The organism is Priestia sp. GS2 (assembly GCF_036409025.1).
In the GTDB taxonomy this organism is placed as follows: Bacteria; Bacillota; Bacilli; order Bacillales; family Bacillaceae_H; genus Priestia; species Priestia aryabhattai_A.
In genome coordinates this window covers 280,848-298,649 of record NZ_JAZGJX010000001.1, presented here as the reverse complement: position 1 = coordinate 298,649, position 17,802 = coordinate 280,848, and the positions used below count along the sequence as shown (strand labels likewise).

The following is a 17,802-nucleotide window of genomic DNA, read 5'->3' as shown; positions in this document are numbered from 1 at the left end:
CTGCCGTTATTAATCTTCATCTTCTTCATAATCAGGTATATTAAATAAATTTGGATCAACTGCTGGATATGGAGGTGCCCCTATCATACCAAATGGGGGTCCATACGGGTCTGGATAAGGTGCCAAGCGCTGATCTTGGTACCCATATGGTATCTGTTGATATCCGTATGGCATCTGTTGATGTCCGTATGGCATGGGCTGAGGAGATCCACATCCACAGTCTTCTTGCGGTGGCTGATATGGCATCTGCATGCCCATTACACTATTGTTTTCCATCTCTGGAGATTCCATCATTTCCCCCTGTACCTGAGGCATCGATGGATACATTGGATACGCTGGTTGCTGGTACCCCCAAGGTGGTGGGCAAGGCGAGCATTGAACAGGACCACATGGCATATACGGATTCATCACTGGATAAAATGGCGCATTCGCAGCATGCATTGGCGCATTCCCAGCATGCATTGGTGCATTTGGATACTGCATTTGGCCAGCTACCATTTGGTTGTTTTCCATTGATTCTGCCGATTCCATTTCTCCTTGTACCTGCGGCATCTGCCATTGCTGTGGATATGCTGGGTATGCTGGATATGCTGGCGGCATTGGTGGTGGATAACACGGCATATAATGAAATCCACATCCAGGCATGACTGGAGAAATTGGTACAATTGGATAACAAGGCTGTTGAACTGGTGCTTCTATACTTTCCATCTCTGGACTTTCAGGCGACTCTACAACCGCTTCTACTTTTGGTTCTTCTTTTTTCGGCTGCTGCATCGCCATGTTTAACGTATAGTAATTATTAATGTCAATTTCAGGAGCGATTGGCTGAATCTTTGGAAGCTTTGGCATTTTAGGCATTTCTTTTTTCGGTGCTTCTTTTTTCGGCATTTCTTTCTTTGGCACTTCTTTCTTTGGTGCTTCTTTTTTCGGCATTTCTTTCTTTGGCGCTACTGGTGCTACCGGCGCTACTGGTGCTTCCTTTTTTGGTGGCGGAGCAATTGGCATCTCTTTTTTCATTGGTTGCATGCTCGGAGTTGGCGATGGTTCACTATCTATTTCAGTTACCGGATAAGCTTTCGTTGATTGGTCACTATATGGATGCTGGACTTTAGGCATTTCTTTAATCCCTAATGAGTTACCTTCATTCGTCACAGGTACTCCGCCAGTTGGTACTTTAATTTTCATTCCAGGCATAATCATGTCTGGATTGCTTAATTGTGAGTTCATTTTTTTAAGCTCTTCAAAGTTTGCGCCATATTTTTGAGCGATTTTCCAAAGGGTATCCCCTTTTTGGACAATATGGATTTTCAACGTCATTCCCCTCCCGAGTCGAGTATATTTCATCTATATGTGCGGAATCAAAGCAAGTTCTGTTTGTTCATCACAACATATGCCTTGAACAAGTATTTTATTCTTGATGCTTAAAAGTTTGGATTTTTTTATAAAAAAAAGATCCATCACCACAAATGTATGTGAAAGGATCTTTTTTATGCTTGTTTTTCAATTCTCATTTATTTTCGTATCTTTAAGTCATTGCAAGCATGTTGTTAAGTGCTTTTTGAGCCAGCACAGCTACTTCAGACTCCACTTTAATCTCATTAATTGGCATTCCCTTATCAATCATTTCTAAAGACCAAAGCAAGTGTGGAAGGTCAATACGATTCATTGTTAAACATGGACACATATAAGGATTTAATGAAATAACTTTCTTATCCTCATGAGTATGAATCAGTCTGTTAACCAAGTTCATTTCCGTTCCAATTGCCCACTCTGACCCTGCTGGTGCTTGTTTAATCGTATCAATAATATATTTGGTTGAACCAGCATAGTCAGACTGCTGTACAACATCATGCGTACACTCTGGATGAACGATAATATTCATGTTTGGATGCGTTTTACGTACATATTCAATATTTTTCACTGTAAAATTTTCATGAACAGAGCAGTGTCCCTTCCACAGGATGATTTTTACGTTTTCTATGTCACCATCAAAAACGAGCTCATTTTCAATTGGATCCCAAATAGCCATTTCATCAAGAGGTACACCTAGTTCATAAGCTGTATTTCTCCCTAAATGCTGATCTGGTAAAAATAAAATACGCTGCTTTTTAGTAAACGCCCACTGAACCACTTCTTTTGCATTAGATGACGTCACGGTTGCACCATGATATTTACCAACAAATGCCTTAATCGCCGCAGTAGAATTAACATACGTAAGCGGTACAATTGTGTCTCCAAACAGAGATTGCAAAATCGGCCATGCTTTTTCAGTTTGTTGAATGTCGGCCATATCAGCCATAGAACATCCTGCTCTCATATCAGGTAATACAACTCGTTGATTACTCGTTGTTAGAATATCCGCCGTTTCGGCCATAAAATGAACACCACAGAATACGATGTAAGCAGCTTTTTTATTTGCTGCGGCCATTTGAGATAGCTGCAAGGAATCTCCTACCGCATCTGCAAACTCATAAACTTCGTCCTTTTGATAATGATGCCCTAATATGTAAAGCTGATCACCAAGCCTTTGCTTAATGACTCTAATTCTTTTTTTCATCTCTTCATCTGACATCGTTGAATATTCAAGGGGTAGTGTCTGAGTCTTTAATGTTTCAAACAAGTTCATGGTTCATTTCCTCCACGTTTAAACTAATATCAAGCGACTGCACAGAGTGGGTTAGAGCTCCTAAGGAAATATAATCTACACCCGTGTCTTTATACGAAGCTATGTTATTTAACGTCATCCCACCAGAAGCTTCTGTCATGATATGATTTGGTACAAGGGAAATCCATTCCTTAATTGTTTGTGGACGGCAGTTATCAAACATAATAACATCTACATCTGCTTCCACCGCTTCTTTTAGCTGTTCAAGGGTCTCTATCTCAACTTCTATCTTTACCATTGGTCCAACAGATTCTTTCACTTTTAAAACAGCTTTTTTAATAGAACCTGCATACGCAATATGATTGTCTTTTAACATGACTCCGTCGTATAGGCCAAACCGATGATTTACTCCGCCTCCCATGCGAACAGCATACTTCTCTAACCCTCGAAGTCCAGGCGTCGTTTTACGCGTATCACAAATCTGTGTGTGCGTACCTTCCATCATTTTTCTCGCTTGAAAAGTCATTGTTGCAATACCACTCATGCGTTGAATAAGATTTAAAATAACGCGCTCTCCTGTTAAAATTGCTTGGATCGGTCCATGAACCTTTGCAATGATATCCCCAGCTTTAACATGTTCCCCGTCTCTTTTATACAGCTGAACTTCCGCTTGTTGATTTATTAGGTAAAAGCCTTCTGCAATAATACTATCACCCACAAAGATCCCACTTTGCTTAGCAACAATTTCAGCGTATCCCGTTTCGTGACGTGAAAAAATGGCTTCACTCGTCAAATCTTGATCTCCAATATCTTCAATGAAAAATTGATGAAGTAGTGTTTTAATCTTTAATGCATTCACAAAATCCCCTCTTTTCTGTCATTAATTATGCATATTTAAGCCAGTACACCCTCTAAAGAATGAATAATCTTTTGTTTCTCCCAACTATGTTCCTTATATGGGAAATCAGATCGATAGTGAGCGCCTCTGCTTTCACATCGATTTATCGCTGAAGATGCTATAAGCTTTCCAAGCTTTAGCATTGCCATTCGCTGTCTTTGTTGCTTTGAATATGAAGTTACGACTTTAAGCCTTAACAAATTCAGCTCATGTTCAAACCAATTTATTGCCTCCTGTAGACCAGCTGCATTTCTAATTATCCCTACGTGCTGCATCATAACCGCTTGAATATCTACTTGGTTCATAGTGAAAGATTCCTCAAACCTTGAAACTTGCTCGTCTACTTTATAGTCTATGACTTGACGACTTTCTGTTGATAGGATATGTTCCCCTACTCGTCTACCGAATACGATACACTCTAACAACGAGTTGCTTGCTAAACGATTTGCACCATGCACCCCTGTACAAGCTACTTCTCCTACAGCATAAAGATAAGGAATAGTCGTTTCTCCATGCTCGTTAACCTTTATTCCCCCCATCAAAAAGTGGGCTCCCGGTATGACTGGTATTCTTTTTTGAGAAAGGTCAATATTTGCTTTTTGACAAAGAGCTTTTATTGTTGGAAAGCGCTCATTAAACTTTTCTACCTCACTAATATCTAAAAAGACGTCTTTTCCTCTTTGCATTTGTTCAAAAACTGCTCTGGCTACAATATCTCGTGAAGATAGGTCTTCAAACGGCTGAATTCCTTTCATGAAGTACTCTCCATCTTCAGTTACGAGCACACCACCTTCACCACGCACAGCCTCTGATACCAATCCAACTGCATGATTCCCCTTTCGCAATAGCGTAGGGTGAAACTGAATAAATTCTAAATCTTCAAGTTCTGCTCCTGCATCATAAGCCAGCATCACCCCTTCTCCAGTGGCATGAACATGATTGGATGTATACTGATACAAGCCGCCAATTCCGCCAGTAGCCACTACAACGTGCTCTGCCAAATACGCTTGCATCTGTCCTCTTCTTCCTTCTCCAATGGCTCCAATGCAGCCTCTGTCGTCACAAATTAGCTTCTGAATGACTTGATGCTCTATGATTTCAACATGAGGTAATACTCGCTTCTTTAAAAATGAAAATAGCAAAGCACCCGTTTTATCTCCTCCTGCATGCAAGATTCGATTTAATCGATGAGCTCCTTCTCGACCAAAATGAAAATCTCCATTTTTCAACTGATCAAACTTCATTCCATCAGCGATAAAGTCCCATACGCAGCTAACACCTTCTTTAGCCAGTATATGTACTGTTTCTTCAATGCAGTGGCTACTTCCAGCTGCTAACGTATCATAAGCATGCTCTTGCCAGCCATCATGGTTTCCTACTGCCGCTGCAATTCCTCCCTGTGCCAATATAGAATTGTTTTCTTCTATACGCCCCTTTGTTACCATCGTGACTTTTTTATATGGATACAAAGCATAAGCCGTAGCTAAAGCTGCCAATCCACTCCCAATAATTAATACGTCCGTCTTATGCATGCTTCACCTCTTATACTTCTGTTCATTTTCAAAACAAAAAATAAGACATTAACTTTACATGTGTCTTGACACCTATATTTACATATTATTAAATAAAAGACAAGATATTTTTTATTTTTAAGAAAAGAGGGAAAGCTATGGTTTATCTTGATTATGCGGCAACCACGCCTATGAGTAAGGAATCAATCGAAGCATATAACACAGCTGCCATATCTTATTATGGAAACGCGAACAGTCTACATACGATTGGTACTCAAGCAGGGGACTTGCTTTCTTTATGTCGACACAAGCTCGCTTCTTTTATAAATGGAGATACGCAAGGTATACACTTTACAAGCGGAGGAACAGAGTCCAATATGCTGGCTATTCAATCTCTTCTTCAGCGTACGGAACATAGAGGAAAACATATTATAACGACTTCGTTAGAGCATGCTTCGGTCTTACGAGCGCTTTCTTCTTCTCAAAAAGTTGGTTACACCATTACTTATCTACCGGTTAATAAAGCTGGCGTTGTATCAATAGAAGCTTTGAAACAAGCAATTCAAGAAGATACGGTTCTTGTAGCCATTCAGCATGTCAATCACGAGCTTGGGTCCATTCAGCCAATCCAAGCTATTGGACAGTTGCTAAAAGAACACGGTATTTGGTTTCACTGTGACTGCGTGCAGTCATTTGGAAAAATACCAATTGACGTTGAAAAAGCAAGCATTGATAGTCTATCTGTAGCGAGTCATAAATTATATGGTCCTAAAGGAGTTGGATTTGTTTACATTCGCCCAGCCTCTGGTAAAAGCATTTCTAACCTAATTAATTTAGTTACAGAACACGATAGAGGTACTATGAATGTCCCAGGGATTGTAGCCTTTGCGACAGCTGCAGAACATGCCCATAACCAGTTAAAAAAATCTTACAACCACTTTGAGAACTTAAAATCGTATTTACTTACACAAATTGAGGGCTTACAAGGGTTTGTTCAGATGGAAGCAAATAGTCCCGCTCATTTTCCAGGCATCATTGGACTAACGTTCCGCAACGTACAAGGTCAGTATGTTATGTTACAATGTAATCGTCACAATATCGCAGTAGCAACCGGCAGTGCTTGTACAGTTCATAAACAAGCCCCTCTTCGTTCGTTACTAGCTATTGGAAAAAGCCCCGAGCAAGCCAAAAATTTTATTCGTATTTCCTTTAGTTTGCATACAACTACGGAAGATTTGGATGAACTAATGAAGGTGCTTCATTTATTACATAAAGAGATTATGAAGGAGCGGTAAAAGCATGTCAGAAAATCAACGCAAAGTTTTAGGTGAAGAGCGACGAGAGCTCATTTTACAATGGTTAAAAACTGAGCAACAGCCTATGACGGGCAGTGAACTATCAAAGAGAACAAAGGTAAGCAGACAGGTAATTGTGCAAGATATCTCGCTCTTAAAGGCCCGTAATGAACCCATTCTAGCTACAAGCCAAGGCTATATTTATATGCAATCTCCTAACCAGGCATCCTCTCAGCAACGAATTATTGCTTGTCATCATGCACCTGAAGATACGGAAAAAGAGCTGTTTATGATTGTAGATCATGGAGTATGCGTAAAAGACGTAACCATTGAACATCCCGTGTACGGAGAACTCACGGCTTCAATGATGGTTCAAACTCGTAAAGATGTAGAAGCCTTTTTACAAAAGATTAACCAAACAAATGCAACGTATCTGTCGCAATTAACAGAAGGTACTCACCTTCATACACTTGAAGCTGACACTATTCAGAAGCTTGATGCAGCCTGCGAAGCACTTGAGCAAGCTGGCTACTTATTAAAGAGTGAATAAAAAATCCCGCTATATTTTATAGCGGGATTTTTCGGTCGAGTAACGTATGTGGGTAGCTTCCTAGAATAGCTACCTTACATCCAAGTGCTTCAAGTTCAGCAATAGCGCTTGGTATTAGCACCTCGTCCATTTCTTGTTCAATATCGACAATAAAGAAGTAATTTCCTAGTCCTGTCTTCATTGGTCTTGATTCAATTTTAGATAAATTCAACTTACGCCATGCAAATGCAGACAGTACTTGATGCAGTGCTCCAGCTTGATCCGATGGTAATGTAATCATTAAAGTCGTTTTGTAGCCATTCTCTTGCTCAAATGGCACAGCGCGAGTTCGGTCTTTATGGAGCACGACGAAACGAGTCGTATTATGATCATAATCATGAATATTGGGGCGTGCAATATGAAGCCCATACTCCTTAGCAGCTAATCCGTTGGCAATTGCACCGACTACTTCTTCTGGGTTCTCGCTAACGTACTTTGCAGCAAATGCTGTTGATGTCATTTCTTCCACCGGAACATGTCCCAAGCTACCGTACAAAAACTTATGACACTGCGCAATGGCATGAGGATGTGAATACACAGTCTTAACCTCTTCCCATTTGTCTGCATGATTAGGATGAACCATTAAATGCTGACGAATCGGTAAAACAATCTCACCTACCACGGGAAGGCGATGCTCATGAATTAAATAATCAAGTGTTAAATTAACGGAACCTTCTAATGCATTTTCAAGCGGAACGATTCCATACTCTACGTCTTCGTTATACACCGCATCAATACAAGATGGAATAGTCTTAAAGGGAATCTGCTCATATTCTGAAAACACTTCTTGAACTGCTACATGTGTAAATGTTGCTTTTGGTCCTAAATATCCTACTTTCCCCACGATTCTTCTCTCTCCTGTCTATGTCTGCTTTCTAGTTAAGCACCTGAACCAAGGACTTCAACCTTGTCTACAAATGCAAGCCTTTTTAATTCTCGTAACAACTCGTTCAGCTCAACCTTCATGCTTGCAATATCTAAAGAGAGCGTAACATTTGCTCTTCCTTGTAGCGGAATGGTTTGGTGAATTGTTAACACATTACACCCCGAAGAGGCTACGACACTTAGTAAATGAGATAACGTACCTGAGCGATCTTCCAGGTGAAAAAAGAGTGAAATAATTCGCTGTGTCACAACCGTTTGAAACGGGAACACAGTATCTCTATATTTATAAAAAGCACTCCTGCTTAAGTCAACCTCTTGAACTGCATCAGCTACGGAAGCTGATTTTCCACGTTCAATTAGCAGCTTTGCATCCAGCGTTTTCTTCATGGCTTCTGGCAATACATCTTCTCGTACTAAATAAAACTGCTTATCAGCCTTATCCAAGTCAAGCCCCTCCCCTGTGACATGAATGATTAGTCGATAAATTCGAACTCATATTCAAATAGCTTTACAATATCTCCATCTTTTGCGCCTCTTTCACGAAGCGCTTCGTCTATGCCCATACCACGAAGCTGGCGAGCAAAGCGGCGAACAGATTCGTCTCTTGAGAAATCGGTCATCTTGAACAGCTTTTCAACTTTTTCACCATCTAATACAAATGAACCATCGCTATCACGCGTAATGTGGAATTCTACTTCCTTCTTCTCGTGCTTGTAAAGTACGCGATGAGTTGATAAGTCTTCCTCTTCATGCATTGGGAATTCAGGCGTTGTATCTACAAGGTCAGCAACCGTAAACAACAGTTCACGAATTCCATCACGCGTTGCAGCAGAGATAGGGAATACCTTCACTTCTTCTCCTACTTTTTCTTTAAAGCGCGCTAAATTTTCTTCCGCTTCTGGAATATCCATTTTATTTGCTACTACCACTTGCGGACGCTCTGTTAAGCGTAGGTTGTATTGGCGTAGCTCTTCATTAATTGTTAAATAGTCTTCATAAGGGTCACGACCTTCTAATCCAGACATGTCGACTACGTGAACAATAACACGCGTACGTTCAATATGGCGTAAAAACTGATGTCCTAAACCAACGCCTTCGTGTGCACCTTCAATTAAACCAGGTAGATCCGCCATAACAAAGCTACGGTTGTCTCCTGTTTCAACAACGCCTAAATTTGGTGCAAGCGTTGTAAAATGATACTCGGCAATCTTTGGCTTAGCAGCAGACGTAACGGATAGTAGCGTTGATTTCCCTACGCTTGGAAATCCAACTAATCCAACATCAGCCAATACTTTTAGCTCAAGGATAACATCGCGCTCTTGCCCTGGCTCTCCGTTTTCAGAAAGCTCTGGAGCTGGGTTAGCCGGCGTTGCAAAACGCGTATTTCCTCGACCACCACGTCCCCCTTTTGCAATCACTGCACGCTGACCGTGTTCGACTAAATCTGCGACCGTTTCTTTTGTTTCCGCATCAATCACAACTGTTCCTGGTGGCACTTTAACAATCATTGCTTCTGAATTACGACCATGCTGACCTTTTGACATACCGTGCTCACCACGATCTGCTTTAAAATGTCGCTTATAGCGGAAATCCATAAGTGTACGTAAGCCTTCTTCTACTTCAAAGATAACGTCTGCTCCGTGACCACCGTCACCCCCAGCAGGACCTCCCTTTGGCACATACTTTTCACGACGGAAGGCAACCATACCATTTCCTCCGTCGCCACCTTTCACATATACCTTGACCTGATCTACAAACATGTACTTTCACTCCGTTCTAGTTCATTCTTCTGTACACTTGTACAAAAGAGATCTACTCATGTATTTATTTTAATTTGAATATTAAACTCAGTTGGAAGCATCTCTTGTTCAACGCATGTAAGCATTTGACCATATTCATACCTACCGAGCTGTTCTTGTAAATTTTGCATATCCGTTAGTATTCCACTAAAATCAAAAAAGAAACGAGGTTCCTGCTCTTCTGTGCATAATGAAATACTCAAATAATTATCAGCATGATAATCAATATGAGATTCTAGCAAACCGGTTAAATAACGGCACCATCTGTATAATTCATTATCGTACTTTGATAAATCCTGAGCGTTTCCGAGCACTTCAAGCTCCAACCGAACCGCGTGGTTATACCAGTGATAAGTCATAACAAACCCTGTGAACAAACGCATATTCATGCTTGTCAATTTTGATTCGTGCTGTGACTCGTTCACGATTGTATTGATGATGTCGTTCGCTCGATCTATCCGATTCAGTGCTAAATTGCCTTTAATTAGCTGTATCTTGTTTAGCCAATCATGCCTAGCATATTTTAATACTTCGACAACATCCCACTCTTTTTTCATTTTCGCACTCCTAACTAACTTTTGACTCGAGCATAAGTAACTTCTAGGCGATAAAAACATCTCGCATCATTGTTATTTAATATGTTCGATTATAACAAATTCCAGTGGAGAATAGGTGAATTATTCTACAAAAAGAAAACTCTAACCTCCATTGAGGTTAGAGTTTTCTTTTCACAGCTTATGCTTCTTGAGCTACTGGATATACAGATACTTTTTTACGGTCACGACCGAAACGTTCAAATTTAACGATACCGTCGATTTGAGCGTATAGAGTATCATCTCCACCACGACCTACGTTTGCACCTGGGTAAATTTTAGTACCGCGTTGACGGTATAAAATTGAACCACCAGTTACGAATTGGCCATCAGCACGTTTAGCACCAAGACGTTTCGCGATTGAATCACGACCGTTTTTAGTACTACCTACTCCTTTTTTAGAAGCGAAGAATTGAAGGTCTAATCTTACTAACATGACATCCACCTCCTGTTTAATTGTCGTTAATTTTTATATATTTACTGTAGTCTAATTCGATTGTTTTCAAAGACACAACCATTCCTTCTAGCAAAAGATGAATTTGCTCCAATGCCGATAAATCAACATTTTCTGGAATCTCACAGCGAAGATATCCACCATCTCCACCCTGCTTAATAACTGGCGTTACGCCGGTTATTGAATGAATAGCGTTTAAAGTGCCAAATGAAACTGCCGATGCTCCCGCACAAACAAGATCTTTTCCATGCTCGGAAAATTCAGCATGTCCACTCATCGTGAACCCGTCGATTTGCTTGTTTGCGTTACGAGAAATTGTCACCTTGATCATCAGATGCTAATCTTACGCGTTGATAGCGTCGATAACAACTTTTGTGTAAGGTTGACGGTGACCTTGCTTACGACGATAGTTTTTCTTTGCTTTGTATTTGAATACAGTGATTTTCTTAGCACGACCTTGTTTTTCAACTTTAGCCGTAACTGTTGCACCTTCAACAAATGGAGCACCAACTTTAACGTTGTCGCCACCTACAAATAATACTTTATCAAAAGTAACTGTTTCGCCTTGTTCACCAGCAAGTTTTTCGATGTAGATTGCTTGACCAGCTTCTACTTTAATTTGTTTACCACCAGTTTCGATAATTGCGTACATTCTCTGCACCTCCTCTAAAAACTAAGACTCGCCATCACAGGTGTCCATATCGGACTTAAAACCTGTTCTGAGCGGTTGTAGCACGGGTGCTACAAACCAACATATTAAATCTTACTACAGTATGAAGGTAAGTGTCAATTAGATTTGTAACTTTATTCGTAAAAAGATTACTTTCTTATCCTTTCCTGAATGACAGATTCTTGCCCTACATATTTAATGTGATACGTATGAGAAGCTGAAAGAGTTGACGTACAGTACAACTTTAGTCCAATCATTTCTTCTAACGCATGAAAGAAACCATCTTTCTTTAAGTGTTCTTCTACATCTTCACGCGTTTCAATCCAAATGGCTTCTTCTGTTGAAAATCGATATTCCCATAACTTACGTTCAATTTGAAACGCAATGGTTTCTGCATCCATCACTCGTCCTGTTCCATTGCAAACCTGACAAGCCATCGTTAAGGTAGAACCAATGCTATCGCGTACCTTTTTGCGCGTTAGTTGCAAAATACCAAGTTCAGTAAACCCAACCACAGTAGTACGAACTTCATCTGCTTTAACAATATCTTGAACATACTGTAGCAATACCTCACGATCTTGTCGGCTACTCATGTTAATGAAATCAACTAGTATCATACCTCCGATATGGCGAAGCTTTAGCTGCTTAGCTATTTCAAGGGCAGCTTCTTTATTAACACGCAAAATGTTTTCCCTCAGTGAGCTTTTCCCGCTAAACTTTCCTGTATTTACGTCTACTACCGTCATTGCTTCTGTTTCATCAATCACAATATAGCCACCACTTTTTAGCCAAACCGTTCGTCTCAAAAGTTTTTCAACTTGGCTATCGATATCGTAGTGCTCAAATACGCTTTCAGTTCCTTTATAATAGTAAAAAGGTAATGTTGGATACGTTTCAAGAAGCTGTTGATAATGGGTAAAATCATCCACTGCAAATTCTTGTATTGTTTTTTTACTCACACTTTGTACAACTGAATTCAAAAACTCTTGGCCTTTTTTTAAGAGCTTTGGTGCCTTCTGATTCTTATTTGCTACAATTTCATGCTGATACTGCCTCCGCAGTTCTTTAATTCTTTTCACTACCTGTTCCTCTGTCAGCGATTGCACAGCTGTTCGAAAGACAAGGCCTTCTTTGTTTTCAATGAGCTGTTGACCGAGCTGTTTCCACTTAACTCGCTCCTGCTCCTCCATCTTTTTCGAAGCTGCCACATAATTTCCTTCGGGCAAATAAACAAGCTCTTCTGTTGCAAATTCAATAACACCGGTTAAGCGTGGTCCTTTTGTTCCAATCCCTTCTTTAATCACCTGAACAACAATGGCTTCACCTTCTCGAATAAAAGCTGACATTGCCCTGCTGTCCTTTTGGCTGTCTGAATCATTTCGATACGAAATGAGCTCTTGCTGATGAATAAATCCATTTTGTGATAGACCAATGTCAACAAATGCGGCCTGCATACCGGGTATAACCTTCACAACTCGCCCTATATAAATATCACCAACAATCTGGTGCTTATTCTGCTCTTCTAAATAAACCTCTTCTAGCTCTCCATCATTTATAACAGCAATGCGCTTCGATTTTGTTGCAGCATTAATAATACATTTTCTCACGTTTCAATCTCCACTTCTTTAAATGTTCAATTAAAAAAGTCCGGCTACGCGTTCAGCCGAACTTTACCTTCTTTATATGTTACTTGATTTTAATAGATAGATACAAGCTCGTTAAGTGAGCTGTCCACTCTTTTCTCCACAAAGTAAGCATGAAGCAATTCGTTTTCATCAATTCTCAATGCTTCACCGTTTGCTTGAAACACAATCATATGCTTACAACCTTTTTTGAACTTTTTTAACACGTCGTAAATCTGCTCGTTTGCAGACGCATTCACCGGCTGTAAAGTAGCAATTGCCCTTTCTTTTCCATGATATCGTTCTAGTAAAAAGCGCATGTAAACAAAATGGCGATTACGCCATTCTTGATAATGACAAAGAATTAGAAAGGCTAAAACAATCCATAAGTGAAGGTGCATTGAATAAACAATAGCTGTATAGAGGCATAAAGCTACTAAAAATCCACTTGATAGCTTTAACATTCGCTCATGTGCTTTTAAAAACGGTGCATATCTACTGCACCATAAAAACAAAATCTTCCCTCCATCTAAGGGCCAAATAGGTAATAAATTAAAAAAGAATATAAGCGCATTTTGATAGAGAAATTGTTCATATGTTTCTGCTTGGATCCAACCAAGCTCAGCAAATAAGTAAGCACCTCCAACGAGCCAAATATGCTGAATAGGTCCGCTAATTGTAACAATTAGCTCTTCACGCAACGGACGGTTTCCATGTTCATCTACTTCTGCTACTCCACCAAATGGCAGCAGCATAATTCGTTTAATTCGCCATGAGAAATGGTGAGCAGCAAACGCGTGACCCAACTCATGAATTAGGATAATTACAAATAAAATCATCAAGGGCTTAATTGTGGCTGTAAAAATCCCAATAATAAAAACCCCCCACAACAGAGGGTGAATATGAATTTTCATCAGGAGTGATAAGTAGCTATTCAAATTGAATCACCTGACTAGGATCCACAAACTTTTCACCTTTTTTTATAGCAAAATAAAAGAGGCCTGTTTCTCCATCGTCTGAACTTGCCACTACGCCAAGTTCTTTTCCTTTATTAACAAAGTCATAAACGTTTACATCCACCGTTTTTAATTGTCCATACCATGTTTCAGAGCCATCAGCGTGCTGGATAATTACCGTGTTACCAATTCCATCTCGCTTACCAACATAGCGAACAATCCCTTCACTCATGGCTTCCACAACAGAATCAGCTCCTGTTTGAATTGTTACGCCTTGCTTATCCTCTTCAAAAGTTTCCATCACTTTTCCAGATGCAGGCATAACGTAACCTCCGCTAACGCTTTGCTCATCAATTTTAGGTTCATCTTTTTGTGGTAAAAGTGTAAGAGGCTTGCCAAATTGGTCTTCATACCAAGATGAAACTGCTGCAAACTGAAATTCTTGATCCATTGTTGTGGAAATGTACGTCCTTGCTTTTTCAAATGTCGGGGAAGGACTTTTAAATAAAATTGCTACGATGAGCACTAAGCAAGCTGAAGCTAACACTTTAAAAAAGAAACGCTCTTTTCGAAAGAAGGGATAGCGCTCACCGCCACTAGTAGTAGGCGTATATTCAATAGGTGAATAATCAGGAAATCCATACTTTTCTTCTTCACTCATCAATGACGTATGAAGTGGCTCATGCGGGATTTTCTTAGCAGTAGACAGCTGCTTTTTTTTACGCTCAGCAATTCGCTTTCGAATTTCATCAGCACGTCGATTCATGATTCATCATTCTCCTTGTCCTTAAACTTATACAATTTAATGTATGACTTGTCCGGTATCGTTATGACAGGATTAAAATGATGAATAGCGAAACGAAAAAAAGCTTCCATACCGGAAGCTTTTCAAACAAACGTTTTATTTTTATGCGCGTACACCAAAGAATCGTTTAATGCGTGCGAACATCCCTTTATCTTCATCATCAAGCGATTGTAAAGGAACGGTTTCACCAAGAATTCGTCGTGCGATATTACGATAAGCAATGGAAGCCTTGCTAGATGGATCCATAACGATAGGCTCACCGCTATTAGATGCTTTAATGACATTTTCATCATCGGCTACAATTCCAATAAGGTCAACTGCAAGCAGCTGAGCAATTTCATCTACATCAAGCATATCTCCATTTTTCATCATATGACTTCGAATTCGGTTAATGACAAGCTTTGGTGATTCAATATCTTCTTGCTCGAGCAACCCAATAATGCGATCAGCATCACGAACAGCTGACACTTCTGGAGTTGTCACAACGAGCGCTTTATCTGCACCAGCTACTGCATTTTTATACCCTTGCTCAATACCAGCTGGGCAATCAATAATGACATAGTCGTACTCTTGCTTTAATTCAAGAATCAGCTCACGCATTTGCTCTGGCTGAACAGCTGTCTTATCGCTCGTTTGAGCAGCAGGAAGCAGATACAAACATTCAAATCGTTTGTCTTTAATTAAGGCTTTTTGAGGTTGGCAGCGCCCTTCTACCACGTCTACAAGATCATATATAATTCGATTTTCCAGTCCCATCACAACATCAAGGTTGCGCAGACCGATATCAGTGTCTACTAAACAAACGCGCTTTCCAGCTAACGCCAGCGCAGTACCTAAGTTGGCAGATGTCGTTGTTTTCCCAACTCCACCTTTACCAGACGTAACAACAATAGCCTCTCCCACTGTCAAATTCTCCTTTCTAACCTTGTCAAGTTAGGTCGTAGACTCGCTAAGCCTTGAACGCGGTCTATAACCATTTGATTTGCGTCATCTAAATATGCGCATTCCATGACACTTTGCTCTTTATCACTATCCTCTTCTTCGGGTCGTGTAATTACATCAGCAATTCGAAGCTGAGACGGTTGCATAATTGAAGCTGCAATGACTGCCGTTTTATTACCACGATACCCTGCATGAGCAATTCCTTTTAAAGCACCTAATATAAAAAGATTTCCCCCTGCTACAATGGTTCCCCCAGGATTAACGTCGCCGATTAATAATAGATCTCCTTCGACGTGAAGCACTTGTCCTGAGCGCACAACTTTTGCAACAGAAACTAATTCTTCTTGTTCTTTTACCCGTAATGCATCCTGTTTTAAAATGACGTTACTATCGATTTGCTTGACCACTAAGTGTCGATTCTTCTCGATGAGCGCCTTTAGCTCGTTTTCCTGATCTTCAGTAATAAAACGATTTCCAACTTTCACATATACGGTGACATGCTGCTCGTCATCTCCATGTTTATTCGTCAAAAGCTTCGTCTGTAGTTCAGCTAATAGCTCCTCGAACGAACATGCGTCATTGAGATGGAGCGTTAGTCCATCTTTCGTTCCTTTAATGGTTATATTTTGTTGCTTTTGTTTATTCAAGACGCTCACCTCAACGAATATATAATTTCGACAGAGACTTACCAATTCCTTTTTTTCACTCGCAGAATCACAACATTTCTACGAACTTGGAACTAGAAAATTGACTTTTTTTGAAGCATCATCGCTCCTTCGCATAAAACAGTGAAAAGTATTGAAAACACTTTTGTAGAGGTAGCGCAAAAATCACCGCAAAAATTGCATTTAAAATCAGAGTCGCATAGAATCGTTCCGCTAAGAAACGCCCCAGTACCATATCGGATACCCCGATAATTGTATTAATGCCATATACATAAAATTCAATAATTGCAACTGCAATTAAACAAATGAAAAGTACCACTAATAAATTGTTTTGCCAAATTTTTATAAGCTGTGACACGATATAACATACGGCTGGTAGGCCAAGCGCATAAATACCCAGTACATCCGTAAAGGCGATATCATATAAAAACCCAAAAACAATTCCAAAAATCATCGCTTGCTTGCGATTAATATAAATGGTCATAAACACTAGCGCAATTAAAACAAAGCGCGGCGATAAAAGCCAGTCTCGAAAAGCTGGCTGCATCGCAACAAAGTTTACAAAAATGCTTTCTAACATAAAAATAACTAGAATTATGAAAGGTAAGAGGAAGCGTTTCATCACTCTTCCTCCTCTACTTCTAGGCTATCTTCAGACATCACTGTACTTCTTTTAGCAACCATGACATGGTCAAGGTCGTATAGGTCTGTTGATGGCTTAATGTATGCTTTTTGTGTTAAACCGTACTCATCAGGCTCAATCTTTGTAATTTCCCCAATAACAAGTCCGCTTGGGAATACACCATCTTCGCCCCCAAGGCCAGAGGTAACAACTTTTTGTTTTTCTTTAATTTCAGCATCAAATGGAATTCGTCTTAATAAAAGAGCTTGTTCTTCTTCGTCGTATCCTTCAATTAAACCGTACACAGGTGTTTTTGCTTGAATCTTAGCCGATACGCGGTTAGTACGATCGGATGAGCTAATCAATTGAACCGTTGAAGTAAACTGAGAAGCATGTTTTACTTTCCCAATAAGTCCACCTGGCGTAATCACGGCCATGTTTTCTTCAACATTGTGAACTTTCCCTTTATCAATAGCAATAACGTCATGCCAGCGGTCTGGGTTTCGAGCAATAACCGTTGCTTCGATTGGACTATAAGCTTTGAGGTCGCTTTCTTTATCCACTTGTTCACGTAGCTTATCATTTTCTGTTTCTAGCTCACTTACTTTCGCTTCTAATTGCATACGCTCGTCAAGGCGTGCTTTTAGCACTTCATTTTCTTCATATGTACGTTTTAGGTCACCTACATTTTCAAAGAAACCCGCTACATACTGTGCGGGTTGGTGAAATGTAGCCTGAACAAGACCGACCGTGTCTTTCACAAACTGTTCAGGCCACGTTACATCTTTACGACCATTTAACGAAAAACCAATCAATGCCACTAATACAATAATACTAACTAACAAAATAACTAGACGTTTATTTAGAAAAAACTGTGGCACGATTTACACC

At 40.0% G+C, this 17,802-nt stretch carries 20 protein-coding genes and 1 other annotated feature; of the genes, 2 read left to right on the top strand and 18 right to left on the bottom strand.

Going from position 1 to position 17,802, the window contains the following annotated elements:
• Positions 1–9 precede the first annotated feature (9 nt).
• The 4 genes from safA to nadB all read right to left on the bottom strand — a co-directional run bounded on the left by safA (position 10) and on the right by nadB (position 5,035).
• On the bottom strand, positions 10–1,317 hold the full coding sequence (gene safA, locus V2145_RS01510; protein WP_311856556.1) for a SafA/ExsA family spore coat assembly protein: 1,308 nt from the start codon (positions 1,315–1,317) through the stop codon (positions 10–12).
• Positions 1,318–1,525: 208 nt separating this feature from the next.
• On the bottom strand, positions 1,526–2,626 hold the full coding sequence (gene nadA / locus V2145_RS01505) for a quinolinate synthase NadA (protein ID WP_210609472.1): 1,101 nt from the start codon (positions 2,624–2,626) through the stop codon (positions 1,526–1,528).
• A complete protein-coding gene (gene nadC, locus V2145_RS01500; protein WP_131888337.1) occupies positions 2,613–3,464 on the bottom strand; it encodes a carboxylating nicotinate-nucleotide diphosphorylase in 852 nt (283 codons plus the stop codon). Before nadC ends, nadA begins: the two co-directional genes overlap by 14 nt.
• Positions 3,465–3,499: 35 nt before the next feature.
• Positions 3,500–5,035 (bottom strand): L-aspartate oxidase, encoded by a 1,536-nt coding sequence (nadB, locus tag V2145_RS01495; RefSeq protein ID WP_311856552.1) that lies wholly within the window; start codon positions 5,033–5,035, stop codon positions 3,500–3,502.
• Positions 5,036–5,172: 137 nt separating this feature from the next.
• Between nadB and V2145_RS01490 the strand changes: the two genes are divergently transcribed.
• Together V2145_RS01490 and V2145_RS01485 are read left to right on the top strand one after the other, a co-directional pair.
• Entirely contained in the window at positions 5,173–6,309 is a 1,137-nt protein-coding gene (locus tag V2145_RS01490; protein ID WP_094911761.1) for an IscS subfamily cysteine desulfurase, read from the top strand.
• Positions 6,310–6,313: 4 nt separating this feature from the next.
• Positions 6,314–6,859 carry a transcription repressor NadR gene (locus V2145_RS01485; protein ID WP_094911762.1) on the top strand — a complete coding sequence of 182 codons (546 nt, stop codon included), beginning with the start codon at positions 6,314–6,316 and terminating at the stop codon, positions 6,857–6,859.
• 16 nt (positions 6,860–6,875) lie between these two features.
• Here the strand turns inward: V2145_RS01485 and pheA are convergent, their stop codons facing one another.
• The 14 genes from pheA to mreC all read right to left on the bottom strand — a co-directional run bounded on the left by pheA (position 6,876) and on the right by mreC (position 17,792).
• Positions 6,876–7,745, bottom strand: coding sequence for a prephenate dehydratase (pheA, locus tag V2145_RS01480; RefSeq protein ID WP_094911764.1), 870 nt, complete (start codon positions 7,743–7,745; stop codon positions 6,876–6,878).
• Between the two features lie 32 nt (positions 7,746–7,777).
• A complete protein-coding gene (locus V2145_RS01475) occupies positions 7,778–8,227 on the bottom strand; it encodes an ACT domain-containing protein (protein WP_311856548.1) in 450 nt (149 codons plus the stop codon).
• A 29-nt stretch (positions 8,228–8,256) separates the two neighbouring features.
• Positions 8,257–9,543 (bottom strand): GTPase ObgE, encoded by a 1,287-nt coding sequence (gene obgE / locus V2145_RS01470; protein WP_094911765.1) that lies wholly within the window; start codon positions 9,541–9,543, stop codon positions 8,257–8,259.
• Between the two features lie 56 nt (positions 9,544–9,599).
• Positions 9,600–10,139, bottom strand: a complete 540-nt coding sequence (locus V2145_RS01465) for a Spo0B C-terminal domain-containing protein (RefSeq protein WP_094911767.1) — start codon at positions 10,137–10,139, stop codon at positions 9,600–9,602.
• Positions 10,140–10,317: 178 nt separating this feature from the next.
• Positions 10,318–10,611: a 50S ribosomal protein L27 gene (gene rpmA / locus V2145_RS01460; protein ID WP_094911768.1), complete on the bottom strand. Its 294-nt coding sequence runs from the start codon at positions 10,609–10,611 to the stop codon at positions 10,318–10,320.
• Between the two features lie 16 nt (positions 10,612–10,627).
• The gene (locus tag V2145_RS01455; RefSeq protein WP_078989235.1) at positions 10,628–10,960 is read right to left on the bottom strand and encodes a ribosomal-processing cysteine protease Prp; all 333 of its coding nucleotides are present in this window, start codon (positions 10,958–10,960) and stop codon (positions 10,628–10,630) included.
• A gap of 12 nt (positions 10,961–10,972) precedes the next feature.
• On the bottom strand, positions 10,973–11,281 hold the full coding sequence (gene rplU, locus V2145_RS01450; protein ID WP_025908526.1) for a 50S ribosomal protein L21: 309 nt from the start codon (positions 11,279–11,281) through the stop codon (positions 10,973–10,975).
• A gap of 14 nt (positions 11,282–11,295) precedes the next feature.
• Positions 11,296–11,368: a sequence feature (ribosomal protein L21 leader region), on the bottom strand.
• Between the two features lie 80 nt (positions 11,369–11,448).
• Entirely contained in the window at positions 11,449–12,906 is a 1,458-nt protein-coding gene (locus V2145_RS01445; protein ID WP_210609466.1) for an Rne/Rng family ribonuclease, read from the bottom strand.
• Positions 12,907–12,995: 89 nt separating this feature from the next.
• Positions 12,996–13,859 (bottom strand): M50 family metallopeptidase, encoded by an 864-nt coding sequence (locus tag V2145_RS01440; protein ID WP_397428318.1) that lies wholly within the window; start codon positions 13,857–13,859, stop codon positions 12,996–12,998.
• Positions 13,852–14,643, bottom strand: a complete 792-nt coding sequence (locus V2145_RS01435; RefSeq protein ID WP_094911773.1) for a M23 family metallopeptidase — start codon at positions 14,641–14,643, stop codon at positions 13,852–13,854. The genes V2145_RS01440 and V2145_RS01435 overlap by 8 nt, the downstream gene beginning before the upstream one ends.
• 141 nt (positions 14,644–14,784) lie before the next feature.
• On the bottom strand, positions 14,785–15,585 hold the full coding sequence (minD, locus tag V2145_RS01430; RefSeq protein ID WP_094911774.1) for a septum site-determining protein MinD: 801 nt from the start codon (positions 15,583–15,585) through the stop codon (positions 14,785–14,787).
• Between the two features lie 2 nt (positions 15,586–15,587).
• The gene (gene minC / locus V2145_RS01425) at positions 15,588–16,271 is read right to left on the bottom strand and encodes a septum site-determining protein MinC (RefSeq protein ID WP_094911775.1); all 684 of its coding nucleotides are present in this window, start codon (positions 16,269–16,271) and stop codon (positions 15,588–15,590) included.
• A 118-nt stretch (positions 16,272–16,389) separates the two neighbouring features.
• Positions 16,390–16,911: a rod shape-determining protein MreD gene (mreD, locus tag V2145_RS01420; RefSeq protein ID WP_094911777.1), complete on the bottom strand. Its 522-nt coding sequence runs from the start codon at positions 16,909–16,911 to the stop codon at positions 16,390–16,392.
• Positions 16,911–17,792 (bottom strand): rod shape-determining protein MreC, encoded by an 882-nt coding sequence (gene mreC / locus V2145_RS01415; protein ID WP_094911778.1) that lies wholly within the window; start codon positions 17,790–17,792, stop codon positions 16,911–16,913. Before mreC ends, mreD begins: the two co-directional genes overlap by 1 nt.
• Positions 17,793–17,802 lie beyond the last annotated feature (10 nt).